Origin of the sequence: Sorangium sp. So ce296, from assembly GCF_051529605.1 — a bacterium.
Taxonomy (GTDB): Bacteria; Myxococcota_A; Polyangia; order Polyangiales; family Polyangiaceae; genus Sorangium; species Sorangium cellulosum_D.
Map to the genome: position 1 here is coordinate 1,464,467 of NZ_CP150325.1, position 18,214 is coordinate 1,482,680.

Consider the following 18,214-nt stretch of genomic DNA (forward strand, 5'->3'; position numbering starts at 1 on the left):
ATGTGGCTGAAGTCGAGGTGAAAGAGGCGCTCTCCGCCGCCGCAGGTGCTGACCCCGGCGGTTGGATGGCCGATCCGCAGCATCGCTTCCGACAACCCCCGCATTTCCATCAGCTCCAGCGTCCGGGCCTGGACGCCGATGGCCCGGGACCGCTCGGGCGGCGGAGCCGCACCGGAGGCGGAGCAGGCCCCCTCTCGATCAGGCGCACCGGGATACCCAGACGCGAGAGCTCCAGAGCGGCCGTCATTCCGGTGGGCCCGGCGCCTACGATCAGCACGGGGATCGACATGCCCCGTCGTTCGCATCCGCCGTGCCATTCGAAGGTCGCGGTGACTGCTGACCTTGCCTGCTCGGAGCGGAGGATCCGGCTCTGGATGTCGCTGATCGACGACGGGTTGCGCGCAGAGATCCAACCTCTGCTTCCCAGCCGCGACGCCGATCGCGACGAGGCCGCTCGAGGACGCCCGACCGCGCCGCGTCGACGGACATCGTGTTCGTTCTGCGCACCGGGATCCTGAAGCGATCGACCGGTCGCGCGCCTGCGTCGACTCCTCCAAGCAGCGTCGTTCGTGATGGAAGGCTCGGGCGAGGCGAGCTCGCGCGAAACCCAGCCGTTTGCTCGACGGCGCCGACCTCTTGTGAGTGATCTCTACGTTGGACCCTCGTCGGACGCGTTGTGTGCTATAGACCCCGCGTTTGTACCTGATTCAGCACAATCGCCGAGGATATCCCATGAAATTCTCTCCAGAACGCTTCGGGCTTGTGGTATCAGCGTGCGCCGTGGCCGGTCTCCTCGCTCGCGGGGCCGCTGCGCAGTCGGCCCCCTCCGTGGAGACCACGTACGTCGATGCGCCCGCGACCGATCCGGGGCGCGTGGACGGCTGGTCACCGGGGCTGCTCCTCGGCGGCACGTTCAACCTGGCCAACAATCAAAGCGTCGTCGGGCAGTCAGACGGGACAGGCATATCCGCAGGCTTCGTCCTCGAGGGCTCCCTCGACTTCAATCAGGCCGCCCATGAGCTCCGCATGACGCTCGGGGCCGGCGCTGGCGTGACGCGCACGCCGGCCGTGGATGCCTGGGTCAAGACGCGCGACGCGCTCGCCTTCGAGGCGATTTACCTCTACCACGTCGTGCCCTGGTTCGGGCCGTTCGGTCGCTTCGCTCTCGATACGCAGATGTTCCCTGGCAGCGACCCGCGCTCGGCGCCGACGACCTATGCGATCGCGCGCGCGGACGGGACGAGCGAGGCGATCACCGGGACGCGCCTTCACCTGAGCGATCCGTTCCAGCCAGTGACGCTCAAGCAGTCGCTCGGCGTCTTCGTCCAGCCCGTCAATCGGGAGCCCATCCTTGTCGAGGCGCGCGCCGGCGCTGGCGCGCAGGAGGTGATTGCGTCGGGCGTGCTCGCCCTGGGGGACGACGACGGGACGCCCGAGGTCGAGGTGAGCGAGCTCTCGAGCTATAGCCAGCTCGGCGCCGAGGCTGTCATCGAGGCCTCTGGCGCGCTCCGTGACAAGCAGATCACGTACAAGGCGGGCATCGCCGCCCTCTTGCCGATCGTGTACTCGGATCTGGACGCAGGCGATGAGCGCGGCGCGCTGGACCTCATGAACGTCGACATCGTCGGGGGGCTCACCTTCAAGCTCGTGGAGTGGGCGTCTCTCGACTACCAGCTCCATGTCGTGCGCCAGCCGCAGCTCGTCGACGCCTGGCAGGTGCAGAACAACATCCTGCTCACGCTCTCCTATGCCGTGGGCTCGAAGGTGCCAGGGCTGCCGCCCTGCGTGCCCTGCAAGCCGGTGCCAGCCAAGGCGGAGCCCGCGCCGACGCCTGCGCCCTCGCCTGCCCCGGAGCCCGCGCCGACGCCTGCGCCCACGCCGGCCCCCGGGCCTGCGCCTGCGCCCGCACCGGACGCGGCGCCTGCGCCTGCGCCCGCACCGGACACGGCGCCTGCGCCTGCGCCCGCACCGGACGCGGCGCCTGCGCCTGCGCCTGCGCCGATGCAATGATTGATAAACGCTCGCAGGTAAACACCATCAAGAGTCATCAGGACGAGGGCTCGCGGCGCGTAGCGAGCGGCGCCGCGGCAGCTGCCCGCCGCGCCGGTCAGCGCTCCAGCGCCGCGTGCGGCTCCAGCGCGGGGCGCGGCGTCCACAGCATGACCACGGCGGCGACCAGGCAGTAGACGGCCGCGGAGCCGTGGACCATCAGCGCGTAGGGGACGCTGCAACGACCGCTCGTGCTCGTCACCAGGCAGTCGACGAGCGGCATCACGCTGGAGGCGAGGGTGACGACGCCGAGCGCCGTGCGCATCCGCAGCGCGAGCAGACCCACGAACATGAGGCCGATCCCCAGATCGCGGCCCGCCTTGATGTGGAGAAACACGGCGTCTCCGACGTCGAGGAGCGGGAGGCCGAAGCCCTGAGCCGCCGCCACCGGCTGGGCGAAGCCGTTCACCGCGAGGAACAGCATGAACGCGCCGCCCAGCGCGCCGAGGATGAACGACGGCGAGGTGGGCTTCCAGGACGACGATTGCTCCAAAGGTTCACGCTTCACGATCCGCCTCCTCCGATACGGCATCGCCACCCCTGCGGTGCGCGAGCCGTTCGATGCGAGAGAACTTGGGGATTGTCGCCGCCACGAGCCATCGCTCCGGCTCTCGATGTTTTGTCCGAAGCGCTCACGGCGCGATCGTTCGGGAGAAGGCTGCTACCGTGGCGGTCCATGAACGAGGGCGCGGTGCACGATGTGCTGGGAAGGGTGCTGGAGCTGACGCACCTGCGCGGCCGGGTCTACTGCCACTCGTCGGCGCGGGCGCCGTGGGGGCTCTGCTTCGACGCGTCCGCGGGCGCGGTCTTCCACCTGGTCACGGCCGGCACGTGCTGGCTCTTCCTCGGCGAGCAGCGGGTCGCGCTCGGGCCGGGCGACGTGGTGCTCCTGCCGCGCGGCAGCGCGCACGCGCTCGCCGATCACGCGCGGAGCCGGCGGATACCGCTCGCGGCGTGGCTCGCGGCGCGCGGGACCGTCGACCACCGCATGCGCCTCGGCGACGGCCAGGGCGTGGAGACGCAGGTGCTCTGCGGCGTCTACGCGTTCGACGTCCCCGGCGCCCGCCACCCGGCGCTGCGCGTGCTGCCCGAGCTGGTCCACATCCCAGCGAAGAAGACGCGCGGAAGGCCCGAGCTCGCCGAGACCATCGCCGGCCTGACGCGCGAGCACGATCGCGTGGATCTCGGCCGATCGCTGGTGGTGTCGCGGCTCCTCGACGTGCTCTTCGTGCAGCTCCTCCGCGCCTGGGTCGACGATCAGCCCGCCGGCGGCGCCGGCTGGCTGGGCGCGCTGCGCGATTCGCTCGTCGCCGCTGCGCTCTCGCTCCTCCACGAGGACCTCGCCGCGCCCTGGGACGTCGCGACGCTGGCGGCGAGGCTTGGGACCTCGCGGCCCACGCTGGCGCGCCGCTTCGTGGCCGAGGTGGGTCTCTCCCCGCTCGCGTACCTGACCCAGGCACGCATGCACGAGGCCGCGAGGTTGGCGCGCGAGACCGATCGATCGCTCACCGAGATCGCCGAGGCGGTGGGCTACACCTCGGTGTCCGCCTTCAACCGCGCCTTCCACCGCGAGCACGGGATGCCGCCCGGCGCGTTCCGCAAGCACGGCGCCGCGCAGGACCGGCGTGAGGCCGGCGACGACGCGCCGGCTGCGCCCTCCGTCACCGAGTGAAGGGCGGGAGCACGAGAGCGTCGCGCGCCGCCGACGCGTCGACATCGGGGTGCCGGGCAAGCCCCAAGGCAGCTTCGCAGGTCACCGGGTCGTAGCGCTCACCGAAGAACGGCTCTCCGCCTCGGCGCTCGCCCCAAAGTGTCGCTTCCTCGGATGTCCCGCAGGCGCGCGCTGTCGCGAAGTGTTCCCGGAGACGATCCGGGTGGATCCCATCGACTACAAACTCGTTGAACATTTGCACCCCGACCAAGCGCTGCTCGCTCCGGTCGTACGATTCTCAGCGATAAGCGTGATCGAACCGCCCTCCACTGGGAATGAGCGTCTGATGGTGTCGTTCCGGCCAGCCTTCTCCAGACCTATCCCCCTAAGGGCCCTCCTCCCCCTGTCCGTCGCGTGCGGCTCCAGCGATGGCGGCATCACCGTTGATGAGGATGACACCACCAGCACCGGCAGCCCGACCAGCGGCTCTTCGTCGGCGGGCACCACGTCGTTCGTGGCCGGCGCCGGCGGCGGTAGCGCCGGTGGCGTGATCTCGGGAGCGGGCGGTTCCTCGACGATCCCCCGAGCCCCGGGAGCGCCGTTCTCATGGCTCGGTTTACGGGTCCTCGGCTCGACGGCGAACGCATCGCACCGCGCCCTGAAACTTCTCGTTCACGTGCCATCGGCATCGTCACAGCGCAAATTCGCACGCGTGGCAAAACAGCATCACTAACGCGAAAACACATAGACTTATTCACCGTCTGCTATAAGTACGGCGATTGCGTGTCACGCACTACGCGCCGTGCGCCGCGTGTCGCATTCCGCCACTGCACTCGATACATGGAGGCCTTCATGTCTGTCCGTTCTCGTGCCTCGCGCAAATTAACCGCTCTCGCGGTCCCCGTCCTCGCCCTCTTCACCTTCGCTGGCTGCTCTTCAGAAGTAGGATCCGGCGGTACCGGTGAAGATGCTTCGGGCACAGGCGGCGGGACATCGGGCGGGAGCGGGGGAGTCACCACGGGTGGAGGCTCCGCGACCAGCGGCGCTTCCGCGACCAGCGGGGTCGCCGGTACGGGCGGCGGTGCTCCGACGGGCGGATCCGGCACGGGCGGCTCCCCGACTGGCGGGGCTACCGGGACCGGCGGGAACGGCGGCGGCGGCAGCTTCACGTGTACCCTGCCCACTCTGCCTGAACCGAGCGCTCTGACCGAGGTAAACGAGAAGCTCCCGGATCCGTTCACGTTCTTCGACGGAACGAAGGTCACCACCAAGGAACAGTGGGAGTGCCGCCGCAAGGAGATCCTGGCGATGGCGGCCAAGTACCTCTACGGTCCAGTCCCCGGCGAACCGGACGAGGTGACCGGGACCGTCTCCGGAGGTACCGTTTCGATCACCGCCAAGGTAGGCGAAAAGACCGAGAGCTTCTCGGCGAGCATCAGCGGATCCGGCGATGTGATCGCCCTCGAGCTGTCGGGCGGGATCTTCCCGTCAAGCAGAAAAAAGCTGTCGTTCGGCAGCGGCTTCGAAGGCAAGATAAGAAACCTCTTCGGCCTGTCCGAGCTCAACACCAACATCGCCAACGGATGGATGATCGACCGGGTGATGGACGTGCTGGAACAGAACCCGGGCAGCGGACACGATCCCACGAAGGTGATGGTGTCGGGTTGCTCCGGATGTGGAAAAGGCGCTTACCTGGCGGGTGTCTTCAGTCGCGCGCCGGTGGTGGTCATCGTGGAATCGGGCGGCGGTGGCGTGGCCAACCTGCGTCAGGCAGAGTGGTTCAGGCACGGTGAAGGCGGTTCTGTCTGGCAGTGCTCGGACGCCAAACCTCAGAGCATCGACAACCTCGAAGACAGCGGCATCTGCGGCCCCTGGGTGACCAGCGCGGCCCGTTGGCTCCGGAGCGACCCCTCGAAGGTGTACAACCTCCCCTTCGATACGCACATGATCCTGGCGACCATCGCTCCGCGGCATCTGGTGCACTTCACGAACGCCAACGGCAGGAACTCATGGTGTCACCTGGGCGGGACCTGCGAAGCGCTCTCCGCGTGGGCGGCAAAACCGGTATGGAAGGCGCTCGGCGTCCCGGAGCGCATGGGCTTTCAGATGTACAGCGCGAACCACTGCGGCGCGTCCGGCTCTCAGACCGCCCTCGCAGGCGAGATGTTCAAGCGAGCGTTCGAAGGCAATACCAGCGCGAACACGGACGTGATGAACATCCTGGACAATGGCGTTCAGCAGCCGGTCAACGAATGGAAAGACATGTGGGTTGACTGGGATATGGAGACAGTGCTGCAGTAGCGATGCCCCCGGGGGGCATGAAGGCCATTCTGGCCTCGACACGTTCCCGGGATGGAACAGCTACACGTTCGAGGGCTCCTCGGCCTCGGGCGCGGTATGGGGCGCGCAAACGGCGCCGATCCTCCACTACCTCACGGTCTGCGCCGGGCCGTACTGCGACTACGGGGACGCCACCGCTATCGGCAACGGGACCGTGATCGGCAATCAGCTCGACCAGATCATGAACGGCGCCGCGGTCCGGGGGGACAACGCCTACCTCGACCCTCAGGGACAGCGGGTCTACCACTCGATGAGCTTCGAGCTCGATACGATGGACTTCTTCTCGAAGAACCCCAAGGCCCACATCGCCGTCTCCCCGCGGGCGTTCCTCCCGTACGCGGTCGGGGGCGCCATGTACCATGGATATCCCGCCTTCACCGTCGAGCCCACGTACAACAATGCCAAGGTGCCCTATGCGATGGGCAGCGGCATCATGCTGGGCAACGTGCCTTGCTTCCACCAGGAGCCGTCCGATGGTCGACCGTTCCACTACGACGGCGGCGCCTTGCAGGACTACCAGGGCGACCTCCCGAACGCCGTGGGGATCGAGCATTTCCTGAGGCCCTGGGCCCCGAGCGCGGTCTCCAACAAGACCTGGTGCCAGAAGAAGACCGGCGTGATGCCCGCTCCGGTGTTCCAGGACCAATCGACCTACCAGGTCAACGTCTCGGTCAAGCGGTCCACCTGCAATGCCCCCCAGACGGGCACCTGCCAGTGGGTCGGCTATTTCATCCAAGAGAAGCAATGCAGCGGCTTCGGATGTACCTGGGTCCCCGTCGCGAGGGGGGGCGGGCCGCGGTATTTCCCGGACACCTCGGGCGCTGGCGCGGGCGGGGCTGTCTTCGGCCCGACGTCCCCCTCCGGATGGAGCGCATTGCAGCCGGGCGATGGCTCGAGCTGGTTCATCGCCTCCATTTTCACGAGGGCATTCACGACCGTGGACGCGAGCTCGCGCTGGAGCTTCAAAGTCAGGAGCCTCTGGACGGACACCGCCGACACGGCGCCCCTCTGGTGGAGCGCGTGCCTCGATACGACCTCGCCCGATCCCTCTACCTGCGGCAATCTCTGAGAACAGGATCCGTTCAGGGCTCCTGCGTACCGTGTGCGCTTGCCAGGAGCCTCCATGCTCGACGATCGGTTCGACAGGGCCTCGTGGGCGCTCGTCGTGAAGGCCGGTCAGGACACGCCCGAAGGCCGCGCGGCCCTCTCCACGCTCTGCAAGGCGTACTGGTTTCCGGTCTACGCGTTACGCATCAACGGCGCGGCCCTCGGGGCATGCTCGACGCGACCAGGTGCGAACGGCGATCATCCACGGTGAGCGCTCCACGGGCGCCCTGGCGGGCTCCGCGGAGAAAGAGCGGCTCCACTAGGTCCGGTCCAACCGGACGTAGGTGTTCATCCAGCGGGCCGCCTCGCGCTGGGCTTCCGGCAGGGGCGGCCCGATCGGCCGGTTGAGTCGCTCGCCTTCCTCCCGCGCGGAGAGCTGGTGGCGCAGGGCCCAGCCCATCGGCTCGAACCAGGCCGGCCCCCCTTCCGGTGCGAAGCGGGGTCGGCTCCCGGCGTGCGCCCCCAGCCCCTGCCAGCGCTGCAGCACGATCGGCAGCAGGGCTGGGTGCAGCAAGTCCGTGAGCCAGGTGCGGATCGCCGGGACGACGGCCAGGTCGCGGGCCAGCTCCGCGACGACGTCGGCCTCCAGGTACAGCAGCAGGGCCTCCGTCAGCACCAGGACGCCCTTCGACGCCTTCCCGACGTGGGCCAGCAAGGCCCGGCGCGCGTCGGGCTGGGAGAGATCGACGGGGTGGCGCTCGACGTGGCACCTCGGCCGTTCGCTCGCGAGGACCTCCTCCTTGTAGGCGACCAGCCCCGGCAGGTCGGCCTCGGTCCAGCGCAGGGCCGCGGGCAGGTCCAGGCGGTAGGGGCGGGTGTCGAGGCCCGCGGCGAGGTTCAGGACCGTGTCGATGCCGCCTTCCGCGAGGCGCTCCAGCAGCAGCCGGTCGAAGGAGACCGTGCGGGTCACCAGCGAGGCCACGGTGGAGCCGCCCATCGTGGCTTCGATGGCGGCGCCGCGCTCGCCGGCCAGGACCCGCGCCAGCGGGTCGCGGAAGAGCGCGTCGGCGCGCTCGCCCTCCGTCCCGCGACACCAGGCGGCCCAGCGGGCGGTGTCGGAGACGTCGCGGATCAGGGGCTCTGGCATGTGGACCTTCTCCGTCCCAGGGGACCGGGCTGGCGCCGGCTGCGCCCGGCGTCGCCACGAGGGTGACGTCGGTATTTTGGCCCGCCACGACCTCGAAGTCCACCCGAGGATACGGCGGCAAGCCGCCCAGGAAGCCCACCTGGAGCGCAGCCCTCGTGAGCCAGCGTGTATCAGCCACGGTGGCGCGGGCTGCGTCGCGCTCGTGGACGAGCGGCGCGAGGCGGTGATCGCGGGCAGGGGTCTGGAGCTTCGACACACTCTTCGTCGTGACCTGCTCGGCCACCGTGGTATGGGTCGAGCTCCGCTTGGAGCGCATGACCGTGATGGAGCCGAAGATCGTTCACGTTGGGCCCTACCCCCTTCGGCTGCCCGAGCTCTGGTACGAGGAGGGTGAGGTCCGCGAGAAGCCCGGCTTCTTTGGGTACAACGCCGTCGCCATCGTGGGGGTGAGCTTCGACTTCTACGTCATCGTCGGGCGCGGGCGGGATGAGGAGGAACGACGGCGGCACGTCGACGGGTTCGTGAAGGGGAAGGCGCCGCTGCGTCACCTCCGCGAGCGCGCGAGCTGGCAGGGCATGGCGTTCGAGCAGCATCGATTGGAGGAGTGCACGAAGCTCGCCCCCGGGGCGGTGTACGAGCTGTTCCTCTGCGAGGCCCACGGCGACCTGCTTCTGTTCGGCTTCGGCTTCGTCGCGCCGCTCGAACAGGGGGAGTCCCTGCGGACGCTCTTCACGACGATGGTCAGCGGCGCCATCGTGGAGCGGGGCCATTCGCTCCACGGGGAGGGCGCCGGGAGCGGTGGCGACGGCGGCGCTCCACGCGCCGCCGCAAAGCCCAAGCGAAGCTGGTGGCCCCCGTTTCGGTGGCGGTAGCGGCGGTTATCAGCCACCATACTCACGGATGGGCGGATGATGGCCCCCGCGCGCCAGGGGCCTGCTCGGCCTTGCGGCGACCCGGGCCTGACCCGATCCTCGCGTGATCGACCCCGCGAGCCTTGCCGCCCCCTCTCCCGCCGCGGGCCGTCCCTGCAGCAACGCGCCCGAGCCGCTCCGGACAACGATGGCAAGCGTTGCCAGGACGGCAAGACTTGCCATGCGCACGCCGGCAAGCATTGCCAGGAGGGCGACTCTCGCCACGCGCGCGCCGGCCGATCCGCGCGTGCGGCCGCGGGGCGACCGCTCGGCGCTGCTAGGTCGGTGCGCCGCGCAACCCGCCTTTCATCGGAAGACCCTTCGCGCGGAGGGCCGGCACGCCGGTTGCGAAGTCGCTCTTCCTGCCGGGCTCGCCGGCGATGATCGTGAAAGGTAGGGGACAAGCCATGAAGACAATCCACATCATCCTCCGTTGCGCTCCCTTCTTCGGCCTCTTCGCGGTGGCCTTTCCGGGTTGTACAAGCGGGTCCTCAGACTCGGTAGAGCCAGAGGAGATCCTCTGTGACAAGCTGGCCGAGTGCGGGCGGCTGAGCGGCGGCGTGACAGCCGAGCAGTGCGCCACCGATACCCGCCGAGCCCACGAGCAGGCCGTCAAGGAGGTGGGCATATGCACGCCGGTCTTCGCGGAGCTCCAGAGCCTCATGGCCTGCGCGGCGCAGCAGGAGGGGTGCGAGATCGACGTCGGTACGGGGGCGGCCGAGCTCCCGGGGGATCATCCGTGCTTCGCGGAGAACGAGAGCTACAAGAAGGCGTTGCAAGCGGTGGAGCAGGGCCACGAGCCCGATGCGGGAGACCTGTGCGCCTTCTATTATACGAGGGCCATCGATATGGTGACGACCCCCGCGACCGGCCAGGCGTGCACGACGAACGCCGATTGTCCAGACGTCGAGTGCCCGGACCCGGCGCTCGGGAGGGCGGGCTTTTGCCAGAGCGGCAAGTGCAAGACGGCGATCGACATCTGCAGGTGAGCGCGACGGTCGAATCACCGGAGCGGAACGCGCGCGGACGCCGCCGGGGCGGGACGCGCTCCGACGCCGCCGGAGCGGGACGCCCGCCGGCATTTCTCTGAGCGTGACGTGGGCGTCACAGACAATTTTCGCGGTGAAACCGGAATGCATACGGGGTCCTCGACGCCCGCGGCCGCTCCGCAGGCCGTGGCGCCGAGCCCGCGCTCGAGGAGCTCGCCGGCGCAAGGGTTCCCAGCCAGCACCCGCCGCGACATCGGCGGCGTGCTGGATGCGCACGGCGGTGAGGTGATCGCGGAGCGGTGGACCAGGCGAAGCGGCAGCCGGGCGGCTATCCGTGCAGCCCACCGGTCCTGGTACGGACCGGTGACCTGGGTAACGGTTCAGACCGGGAGCCTGGGTAGCACCCGGACGGACCGGGAGCCTGGGTGACACATGTCGTAGAGGGTCGGCGACGGAGGATCGCTGGTGCCCTGGAAAGAGACATGTTCAGTGGACGAGAGGCTTCAGTTCATCGCGCAGGTCAACGAGTCGGACGAGACGTTCGCGGAGCTGTGCCGACGGTTCGGCATCAGCCGGAAGACGGGGTACAAGTGGGTGGAGCGCTACGAGCAATCCGGACCTCGTGGTCTGGAGGAGCGGCGGCCCGTGGCGCACACGTTCCCGCATGCGACGCCAGCGGCGATCGTCGACGCGCTGGTCGAGCTGCGGAAGGTGCGACCCACCTGGGGTCCGAAGAAGCTGCGCGCCCGGCTGGAGAGCATGGGCCTTGAGGGGCTGCCGGCGACGAGCACCATCGGCGAGCTGCTCAAGAAACACGGGCTGATCCGGCCCCGGCGGCGCCGCGTGGTGATGCCGACGTCAGCGATGCCGTCGACGCTGGCTCCAGCGGAGCAGCCTAATGACACATGGTGCGTCGATTTCAAGGGGCACTTTGCGCTTGGCGACAAGACCCGGTGCCACCCGCTGACGTTGACGGACCAGGCGTCGCGGTACTTGCTCAAGTGCGAGGGCGTAGCGAAGCCGGACGAGGCCTCGGTGCGGCCGCACTTCGAGCGCGCGTTCCGCGAGTTCGGGCTGCCGAACCGTATCCGCTCGGACAACGGCCCGCCGTTCGCCACGCTGGGCATCGGAGGGCTCTCGGCGCTGTCGGTGAGCTGGATCAAGCTCGGCGTGGCTCCCGAGCGCATCGAGCCCGGCAAGCCGCAGCAGAACGGCCGTCACGAGCGCATGCACAAGACGCTGAAGGCGGAGGCGACATCGCCGCCCGGAGCCACGCTCGCGGCGCAGCAGCGCGTCTTCGACCGCTTCCGGCACGAGTACAATGACCAGCGGCCCCACGAGGCGCTCGGCCAGAGGACGCCGGCTTCGCGCTACACGCCGTCGCGGCGGACGATGCCGAGCAAGCCCTCCTCGCCGGAGTATCCGGACACGATGGCCGTGCGACGCGTGGGGGACATGGGACGGCTGCAGTTCGGTGGCGCGAACACCTTCGTCTCCAAGCTGATCGCCAACGAGCCCGTGGGGCTGCTTCCGATCGCCGACGACGTCTGGGAGCTGTACTACGGGCCGGTTCTGCTCGCGCAGGTCACCTTGAAGAACAAGGAGCTGCAGCTCGCCAAGGCACGGTGACCTGCGCGCACTCACGCCGGAACGTGAGGAGAGGCTCGCGTGTACCGAGACCGCGGGAAGCGGTTCGTGTATAGATCCTGGCGGTCCGAGAGAGCGCGGTGAGCGTGTCGCGTCGACGAGGATCCGGCCTCTGTTTCCAGTCCTCCCGGAGCAGCGGCCCGTAGCTCTAAGGAAGTGTCACCGCGGCTCCCGGTCAGAAGTGTTACCAGGGCTCCGCTCGTACACTCCGGCGCGGCCCCGTCGACCCTCCTGCGCAACCTGTCGGCCCTCCTGCACGAGCCCCGGCGCCCTCCTGCGCGGCCCCGTCGACCCTCCTGCGCAGCCCCGCCGGCCCTCCTGCGCGGCCCCGGCGCCCTTCTGCGCACCCCCCGTTTGTGTCCTACGATACACTCGCCCCTGTCCTGCGCGCCCTCCGCGCCCCTCCTGCGCGCCCCCGTTCATGTCCTTCGCCACCCTCGTCCGGGTCCTGCGCAGCCCCCGGTGGTCTCCTGCGCAGCCCCCGGCGTCGTCTCGCGCGCCTTTGTGGTTGCTGCGCAACTCTACCTCCGACGCGGCGGATCTCGTCCGCACCCCCTTCCCCGAGGACGAGCCCCCGCTCACGTGCGCGGAGATCCGCGCGCTGCGCGACAAGATCGAGCTCCTGCGCGCCACGCAATCGCGCTGGCAAGCCGCGCAGCAGCGCCAGGAGCAGGCCGCAGCGACGTTCGCGAAGCCGGCCGCCGAGGCCGCCCTGCACCGGCAAACGCTCCTCCGCTTCTTCGATCTCTCCGCTTCAAGAAGAGCCCCGAGGGTCAAAAGCGGCTCACGGCGATCCGCGCGGGCAGCGGCGACGCGGACCTGGTCCAGGACGTCTCCGACCTCCTCTTGCGCTGCTCCGAGCACGCGGAGGCGGCGCCTCGTCAGCGGGGCGCGCCGTCGGGAGGCGGCGGCACCTCCTCGAACACCTCGGCGTCCGGCAACGACAGGACCTCTTTGCCGGCCGCCTCCAGCCCCTCTCTCGGCACATCGCGGAAACGCGCGCGGAAGGCCGCGGACGGGCGGAGCGTCACGGCCTGTCCGGTCGACCTGCGCCGGTACGTGGTCTCCACGCCGGCCTCGGTCGCCTCGACAAGGCTGAGGTTGAGCTTCCCGAGGCTGGCGCCCGTCGCCGCGGCGGCGCCGTCCGCGATGCAGGAGAACTGCACGTTCCTCGGGCTGTGGTGGATCACCTCGAGGTCGAAGCTCCGCGCCGGCAGCCCGAGCTTCGCGAGGGCATACCGCCCCATGCGGTAGCCGGCGACCGCCCACGGCCCCGCGCCGCCGTGGATCGCGGCGACCGCGCGGAGCTCGTCCTCCGGCGCCCCCGGGGCCGAGCCCGCCACGGGGCGGTGGCCGTGGTCGTGCTGCGCGGGCAGGTGGCCGCCGTGATGGGCCGCGTGCCCGGGACCGCGATCGTGGTGATGGGCCGCGTGCCCGGGACCGCCCTCAGGGCCGGCAGGCGCCTGCGCATGGACAGCTGGCTCGTGCGCAGGGGCCGTCGGGGAATGGGCGCCCGCGCCGCCGCACCGAATCGAGGAAACGGCGGCGAGGAGGATCAACGCCGCGTGGCTCACCGTCTTGCGCATGCTCGCTCGATCCTCCGCGAAGCAGGCGAAGTGTCCCCGTTCGCGCGCGACGTCAAGGGTGTCGGCCCCCGCGCCGCACGCGCGCCGCTCCCCCGCGCCGCGCGATCCGCCCTCTCCCGGCGAGCGCGCGCCTACCCCGGACGGTTTCGCGCCCCGCCGCCCGAGACCGGGGTAACATGCGGCCGTCATGCGTCGCGCGCCCGTCAGCCACCCCTGCCGCTCGAGCCGCGCTGGCCTCGCCGGCGCGGCCAGCGGCGCCGGCTCCGCTGGCCTCGCCGGCTCCGCTGGCCTCGCCGGCTCCGCTGGCCTCGCCGGCTCCGCTGGCCGCGCCGGCGCCGCCGGCCTCGCCGGCGGGGCGACGCCCCCCGTGGCCAGGACAAGAGGTGGTCTCCGCCGATGACCCGAGTCGACCCTGAGGGCTTCCGGCCGGAGGCGCTCGTAGGCCAGGTCCTGCGCGGCAAATGGCGCCTGGAGCGCCTCCTCGGCTTCGGCGGCATGGCCATGGTCTACGCCGGCACGCACCGCAACGGGATGCGCGGCGCGGTGAAGATCCTCCGCCGCGAGCTGTCCGAGGACCAGGAAGCGCGCTCGCGCTTCCTGCGCGAGGGCTACGTCGCGAACCGCGTGGACCACCCGGGCATCGTCCGCGTGCTCGACGACGACGTCACCGAGGACGGCTCGGTGTTCCTGGTCATGGAGCTGCTCGAGGGCGAGACCGTCGAGGCCCGCCGCGCCCGCGAGCCGAGCGGCGTGCTCGGCGTGAACGAGGTGCTCGGCATCGCCGACGACCTGCTCGACGTGCTCGCCGTCGCGCACGAGCGCGGGATCGTCCACCGCGACCTCAAGCCCGACAACCTGTTCCTCACGCGCCAGGGGCAGCTCAAGGTGCTCGACTTCGGCATCGCGCGGCTGCGCGAGCTCTCGTCCCCGGCCAACGCGACCACGCGCGCCGGCAGCCTGATGGGGACGCCGCAGTTCATGCCGCCCGAGCAGGCGCGCGGGCAATGGGACAGGGTCGACCCGCGCACCGACCTCTGGGCCGTCGCGAGCACGATGTTCCAGCTCCTCTCGGGGCGGTACGTGCACGAGGCCGAGACCCTCCCGCTGCTCCTGCTCGCGGCCATGACCCAGCCGGCGCCGCCCGTGGGCAGCGTCCTGCCGACCCTCCCCCCGCCCATCGCCGCCGTCATGGACGCGGCCCTCGCGTTCGATCCCGACCGGCGCTGGCCGAACGCCCGCGCGATGCAGCGCGCCCTGCGCCAGGCGCGGGGCGGCGCGACGCTCGACCCCGCGCCCGGCTCGCACCCGGATCCGGGGCGCATGTCCGCGCACCCGGATCCGGGGCGCGCCTACATGTCCTCGGATCCAGGGCGCCAGGCGGCGCACGCGCGCGCCCCGGGGAGCGGGCCGCGCGGCACGGAGTTCGCCGCGGCGAGCTCGCCCAGCACGGGCAGCGGCGGCGCGGTCAGCGCCGGCTCGGCCGGCGGGGGCGCGGGCACGGTCTCGCCGGTCGTGGAGCGCTCGGCCGGCACGGAGCGCCCGGCGCCGCGCGCGGCGGCCCTGGGCGCGCTCCTCGCCGGCGCCGGCGCGCTGGCCGTGGGCGCCCTGGTCGGGCTCGTGTGGTGGCAGCGCGGGGGCGCCGCGGACGCGGAGCACGCGTCGAACGGCTCCGCGGTGGAAGCAGAGCCGCGCCCCGGGGCGAGCGCCGGGGCGGCGCAGGAGCCGCACGGCGGCGCGGGCGCGCCCGGGGCCGGCCCGGAGCCCGCGGCGTCCGGCGACGCGGTCCCGGCGATCGCGCCGTCCGCGCCCGTGCCCGCGCCGCCGCCGGAGTCGCCGGAGCCCACGCCGCCGGCGTCCGCGCCGAGCGCGTCCGCGACCGGGACGCCGCCCGCGCCCACGCCGGCCGCCGCGCGGCCCGCCGCGGGGAAGGCGCGACCGCCCGCGACCGCGCCGGCGAAGACGCCGCCCGCGCCGGCCCCGGCGCCCACGCCGGCGGAGGACCCGTTCAACCGGAGACGCTGAGGTCGCACGGATGGGTAGATTGAGCTCGCGTAAACGCTCGCGGAAACGATTCCCGGCCGAGGCGCTCGCCCTGGGAGGGGCCGCGCTCCTCGCCTGCCCCGGCGCCTCGGCGCAGGTGCGCGATCCCGCGGCGGCGGAGGCGCTGTTCGACGCCGGCAGGGCCGCGCTCCAGGCGAAGGACTACGACGCGGCGTGCCCGAAATTCCGGGAGAGCTACGAGCTCGATCCGGCGCCCGGCGCGCTGCTCAACCTCGCCGACTGCGAGGAGAAGCGCGGCAAGGTCGCGACCGCCTGGTCGATCTTCCGGCAGCTCGCGCGCGATCTGCCCGCGAACGACGACCGGCGCCCCATCGCGCAGGCGCGCGCCGCGGCGCTCGAGGGCCGCGTGCCGAGGCTCACCATCCGGCTGGCGCCCGGCGCGCCGCCGGAGACGGCCGTGCAGCGCTCGGGGATCCCGGTCGGCGCCGGCTCGCTGGGCGCGCCGCTGCCGGTGGATCCGGGCGAGGTCCAGGTGACGGCGACGGCGCCGGGCCGGAAGCAGAAGACGTTCACGGTGCAGCTCGCCGAGGGCGCGCAGGCCGAGCTGCTCGTGGCGCCGGAGGAGCCCGCGGCCGGCGGCGGGAGCGCCGGGCCCGCGCTCCCGCCGAAGGACGGCCCGCGGGCGGCGGGGAGCTCGATGCAGCGGACGGCCGGCTGGATCAGCGCCGGCGCCGGCGCGGTCGGGCTCGGCGTCGGCGCCGCGTTCGGCCTGCGCGCCCTCGGGAAGAAGGGCGACGCCGAGCCCTATTGCAACGAGGCCAACGTCTGCTCGGAGCGCGGGATCCAGCTGCAGCAGCAGGGCGCGACCGCAGGGACGATCTCGACGGTCGCGTTCCTGGTCGGGGCGGCCGCGCTGGGCGCCGGGGCGGTGCTCATCTTCACGGCGCCGTCGTCGGCGCAGGCGCCGTCGGCCCCGAGGGCGACGGTCGGCGTGGTGCCGGGAGGCGCCGTGGCGACGGTGATCTTCTGACGGCAGCCGCAGCCGGCGGTGCGCTGGTAATCTCTCGATCCCTGGAGCCACGCCCGGCATGCAGCCGGCGGTGGCGAGGGTGATCTTTCGCCGGCCGCCGGAGGCGCCGCGCCACGGGAGACGGAGAGATGACGCGCGATCTCATGAACACTCGACCCATGCTCCGCGCCGCGCTGCTCGCGGCCGCGGCCGGAGCGGGCTGCAACGCGATCATCGGGCTCGAGGTCGGCGAGCTGGATCCGTCGTCCGGCAGCGCGGGCGCGACGTCGGCGGACGCGTCCGCGGTCGGCACGGGCGGCAGCGGCGGCGCCGGCGGTGAAGGCGACGGCGGGGACGGCGCCGGCGGGGACGGCGCCGGCGGCGCAGGCGGGGAGGCGGCGGAATGCAGCCCGACCCGCGAGGGGGCGGTCCGCGGCGTGTCGGGCGCGTGGGGAGAGCTGTCGGGCCTGTCGGTCGCCGGCGTCGCGGCGCGGGACGGCGCGGTGACGGCGGTCATCCGGGAGGCGCGGGGGCTCGTCAGCACGCCCGGCAAGGTCGGGTTCTCGGTCGCGCGGTGGAGCCCGTCCGGGACCCGCGACACCGCGTACGGGATGAAGACCGGCGAGCTGCTCGGCAACATCTGGCCCGAGCACCTGGCCGTCATGCCGGACGCCGCCTACGTGACCGGCTGGTCGGAGGCGCCGTTCACCTCGCTCACGCCGGACGGCGAGTGCTTGATCGGTGTGCCCGACGAGAACGGGCACAAGCCGAGCTTCCTGGCGGCGCTCGACCCGCTGGGCAAATGCAAGTGGATCTGGAGCGTCGACGCCGAGTTCAACACCTCCCCGCTCGCCCTCGCGGCGACGCCCAAGCGGGTCGTGTTCGCGGTCTCGCTCTCGGGACAGGCGACGGCGAGCTCCCGCGAGTGCGCCCTCGGGCCCGGCGACGAGCGCGGCTCCACGGCGCTCGTGGGGCTCGACCCCGACGGCGCGTGCGTCTGGCATCGCACGTTCGAGACCGCCGCGGCCGTGCGCATCGAAGAGCTCGTCGCGGTCCCGGAGACCGGGGAGGTGCTCGTCTTCGGCGAATACGACGCGCCGGACGCGGCGATCAAGATCCAGACGAAGGAGCTCCCCCGCACGCCGGATCGCGATCTGTTCGTGGCGCGCGTCCGGATGGAGGACGGCGAGCTGACGGACCTCCTCCCGCTCAGGGCCCCTGGGAGCCAGTCGGCGGCGCGACACGGGGCCGCGCTGCTCCCGGGCGGCGATCTCGTGATCTCCGGAACGTACTCCGGGCCGTCCTTCAAGTTCCAGGATCACTGCCCGCTCCTGCCGGACGCGGGGAGCTCGGAGAACACCTTCGTCGCGCGCGTCTCGAGAGACAGAGTGATCTGGAGCCGTGGATTCGGCGACGCGGTGAAAGATCAGATGGTCGTCCACCTGGAAGCGGACGAGAGCGGCACGATCTACGTGGCGGGGACGCTCGAGGGCGAGATCCCGCTGGAGAGCGGCGAGACGATCGCCGCCGGGACGGAGGAGCTGTCCAGCTATCTGATCGCGCTCGACCCGAGGGGCAACGTCCTCTGGGGCACCGCGATCGCGGGGGAGGGCACCGTGGCTGTCTGGTCGGTCGCGCCGGGCGCGAGGCCCGGCGATCCGCTCCACATCGGCGGCGAGCTGACGGACACGTTCCCTCTCATGGACTTCGGCCGTTCCATCCGGGCGCCGGGAGAGGGGTTCATCGTTCGGCTGCAGGGCATGCCGTGACCGCCGCGCTCGGCATCGAGCGCGCGCCAGCAGAACAGCCCACGACATTTCCACACGGCGCCGCTGAG

At 71.4% G+C, this 18,214-nt stretch carries 16 protein-coding genes and 1 pseudogene; 13 read left to right on the forward strand and 4 right to left on the reverse strand.

Features of this window, described 5'->3' with window-relative positions; translation table 11 throughout:
• Window positions 1–109 precede the first annotated feature (109 nt).
• Window positions 110–289: an FAD-dependent oxidoreductase gene (locus WME98_RS05515; protein ID WP_437950314.1), complete on the reverse strand. Its 180-nt coding sequence runs from the start codon at window positions 287–289 to the stop codon at window positions 110–112.
• An 85-nt stretch (window positions 290–374) separates the two neighbouring features.
• Between WME98_RS05515 and WME98_RS05520 the strand changes: the two are divergent.
• Both WME98_RS05520 and WME98_RS05525 read left to right on the forward strand, forming a co-directional pair.
• Window positions 375–514: pseudogene (locus WME98_RS05520) on the forward strand (IS5/IS1182 family transposase); the annotation flags it as partial.
• Window positions 515–732: 218 nt separating this feature from the next.
• A complete protein-coding gene (locus WME98_RS05525) occupies window positions 733–2,010 on the forward strand; it encodes a hypothetical protein (RefSeq protein WP_437950315.1) in 1,278 nt (425 codons plus the stop codon).
• A gap of 97 nt (window positions 2,011–2,107) precedes the next feature.
• On the opposite strand, the gene WME98_RS05530 is transcribed toward WME98_RS05525, so the two are convergent.
• Window positions 2,108–2,557, reverse strand: coding sequence for a DUF4267 domain-containing protein (locus WME98_RS05530; protein ID WP_437950316.1), 450 nt, complete (start codon window positions 2,555–2,557; stop codon window positions 2,108–2,110).
• A 183-nt stretch (window positions 2,558–2,740) separates the two neighbouring features.
• On the opposite strand from WME98_RS05530, the gene WME98_RS05535 reads away from it, so the two are divergent.
• From WME98_RS05535 to WME98_RS05555, 5 genes are all read left to right on the forward strand, one after another.
• Window positions 2,741–3,721: a cupin domain-containing protein gene (locus WME98_RS05535; RefSeq protein ID WP_437950317.1), complete on the forward strand. Its 981-nt coding sequence runs from the start codon at window positions 2,741–2,743 to the stop codon at window positions 3,719–3,721.
• Window positions 3,722–3,923: 202 nt separating this feature from the next.
• Entirely contained in the window at window positions 3,924–4,433 is a 510-nt protein-coding gene (locus tag WME98_RS05540; protein WP_437950318.1) for a hypothetical protein, read from the forward strand.
• Between the two features lie 119 nt (window positions 4,434–4,552).
• Window positions 4,553–6,001: a glucuronyl esterase domain-containing protein gene (locus tag WME98_RS05545; protein ID WP_437950319.1), complete on the forward strand. Its 1,449-nt coding sequence runs from the start codon at window positions 4,553–4,555 to the stop codon at window positions 5,999–6,001.
• On the forward strand, window positions 5,970–7,109 hold the full coding sequence (locus WME98_RS05550) for a hypothetical protein (RefSeq protein WP_437950320.1): 1,140 nt from the start codon (window positions 5,970–5,972) through the stop codon (window positions 7,107–7,109). Before WME98_RS05545 ends, WME98_RS05550 begins: the two co-directional genes overlap by 32 nt.
• 54 nt (window positions 7,110–7,163) lie before the next feature.
• Window positions 7,164–7,358: a hypothetical protein gene (locus WME98_RS05555; RefSeq protein ID WP_437950321.1), complete on the forward strand. Its 195-nt coding sequence runs from the start codon at window positions 7,164–7,166 to the stop codon at window positions 7,356–7,358.
• Window positions 7,359–7,406: 48 nt separating this feature from the next.
• Here WME98_RS05555 and WME98_RS05560 read toward each other — a convergent pair whose 3' ends face one another.
• Window positions 7,407–8,234, reverse strand: a complete 828-nt coding sequence (locus WME98_RS05560) for a class I SAM-dependent methyltransferase (RefSeq protein ID WP_437950322.1) — start codon at window positions 8,232–8,234, stop codon at window positions 7,407–7,409.
• Window positions 8,235–8,548: 314 nt separating this feature from the next.
• Here WME98_RS05560 and WME98_RS05565 point away from each other — a divergent pair, with 314 nt between their 5' ends.
• From WME98_RS05565 to WME98_RS05575, 3 genes are all read left to right on the forward strand, one after another.
• Window positions 8,549–9,106 carry a hypothetical protein gene (locus tag WME98_RS05565; protein ID WP_437950323.1) on the forward strand — a complete coding sequence of 186 codons (558 nt, stop codon included), beginning with the start codon at window positions 8,549–8,551 and terminating at the stop codon, window positions 9,104–9,106.
• 446 nt (window positions 9,107–9,552) lie between these two features.
• A complete protein-coding gene (locus tag WME98_RS05570; protein WP_437950324.1) occupies window positions 9,553–10,134 on the forward strand; it encodes a hypothetical protein in 582 nt (193 codons plus the stop codon).
• Between the two features lie 465 nt (window positions 10,135–10,599).
• Window positions 10,600–11,763: an integrase core domain-containing protein gene (locus WME98_RS05575; RefSeq protein ID WP_437946437.1), complete on the forward strand. Its 1,164-nt coding sequence runs from the start codon at window positions 10,600–10,602 to the stop codon at window positions 11,761–11,763.
• 899 nt (window positions 11,764–12,662) lie between these two features.
• Here WME98_RS05575 and WME98_RS05580 read toward each other — a convergent pair.
• Window positions 12,663–13,367: an FmdE family protein gene (locus tag WME98_RS05580; protein WP_437950325.1), complete on the reverse strand. Its 705-nt coding sequence runs from the start codon at window positions 13,365–13,367 to the stop codon at window positions 12,663–12,665.
• 396 nt (window positions 13,368–13,763) lie between these two features.
• Between WME98_RS05580 and WME98_RS05585 the strand changes: the two genes are divergently transcribed.
• The 3 genes from WME98_RS05585 to WME98_RS05595 all read left to right on the forward strand — a co-directional run bounded on the left by WME98_RS05585 (window position 13,764) and on the right by WME98_RS05595 (window position 18,146).
• Window positions 13,764–15,389: a serine/threonine-protein kinase gene (locus tag WME98_RS05585; RefSeq protein WP_437950326.1), complete on the forward strand. Its 1,626-nt coding sequence runs from the start codon at window positions 13,764–13,766 to the stop codon at window positions 15,387–15,389.
• 10 nt (window positions 15,390–15,399) lie between these two features.
• The gene (locus tag WME98_RS05590; RefSeq protein ID WP_437950327.1) at window positions 15,400–16,398 is read left to right on the forward strand and encodes a tetratricopeptide repeat protein; all 999 of its coding nucleotides are present in this window, start codon (window positions 15,400–15,402) and stop codon (window positions 16,396–16,398) included.
• A gap of 143 nt (window positions 16,399–16,541) precedes the next feature.
• Window positions 16,542–18,146, forward strand: a complete 1,605-nt coding sequence (locus tag WME98_RS05595) for a hypothetical protein (protein ID WP_437950328.1) — start codon at window positions 16,542–16,544, stop codon at window positions 18,144–18,146.
• Window positions 18,147–18,214 lie beyond the last annotated feature (68 nt).

What these genes read in the sequence shown, in the direction of transcription:
- WME98_RS05515 (WP_437950314.1), bottom strand. Translation starts at nt 289, where the DNA reads ATGTCGATCCCCGTGCTGATCGTAGGCGCCGGGCCCACCGGAATGACG.
- WME98_RS05525 (WP_437950315.1), top strand. Translation starts at nt 733, where the DNA reads ATGAAATTCTCTCCAGAACGCTTCGGGCTTGTGGTATCAGCGTGCGCC.
- WME98_RS05545 (WP_437950319.1), top strand. Translation starts at nt 4,553, where the DNA reads ATGTCTGTCCGTTCTCGTGCCTCGCGCAAATTAACCGCTCTCGCGGTC.
- WME98_RS05555 (WP_437950321.1), top strand. Translation starts at nt 7,164, where the DNA reads ATGCTCGACGATCGGTTCGACAGGGCCTCGTGGGCGCTCGTCGTGAAG.
- WME98_RS05560 (WP_437950322.1), bottom strand. Translation starts at nt 8,234, where the DNA reads ATGCCAGAGCCCCTGATCCGCGACGTCTCCGACACCGCCCGCTGGGCC.
- WME98_RS05565 (WP_437950323.1), top strand. Translation starts at nt 8,549, where the DNA reads ATGACCGTGATGGAGCCGAAGATCGTTCACGTTGGGCCCTACCCCCTT.
- WME98_RS05570 (WP_437950324.1), top strand. Translation starts at nt 9,553, where the DNA reads ATGAAGACAATCCACATCATCCTCCGTTGCGCTCCCTTCTTCGGCCTC.
- WME98_RS05580 (WP_437950325.1), bottom strand. Translation starts at nt 13,367, where the DNA reads ATGCGCAAGACGGTGAGCCACGCGGCGTTGATCCTCCTCGCCGCCGTT.
- WME98_RS05585 (WP_437950326.1), top strand. Translation starts at nt 13,764, where the DNA reads ATGACCCGAGTCGACCCTGAGGGCTTCCGGCCGGAGGCGCTCGTAGGC.
- WME98_RS05590 (WP_437950327.1), top strand. Translation starts at nt 15,400, where the DNA reads ATGGGTAGATTGAGCTCGCGTAAACGCTCGCGGAAACGATTCCCGGCC.
- WME98_RS05595 (WP_437950328.1), top strand. Translation starts at nt 16,542, where the DNA reads ATGAACACTCGACCCATGCTCCGCGCCGCGCTGCTCGCGGCCGCGGCC.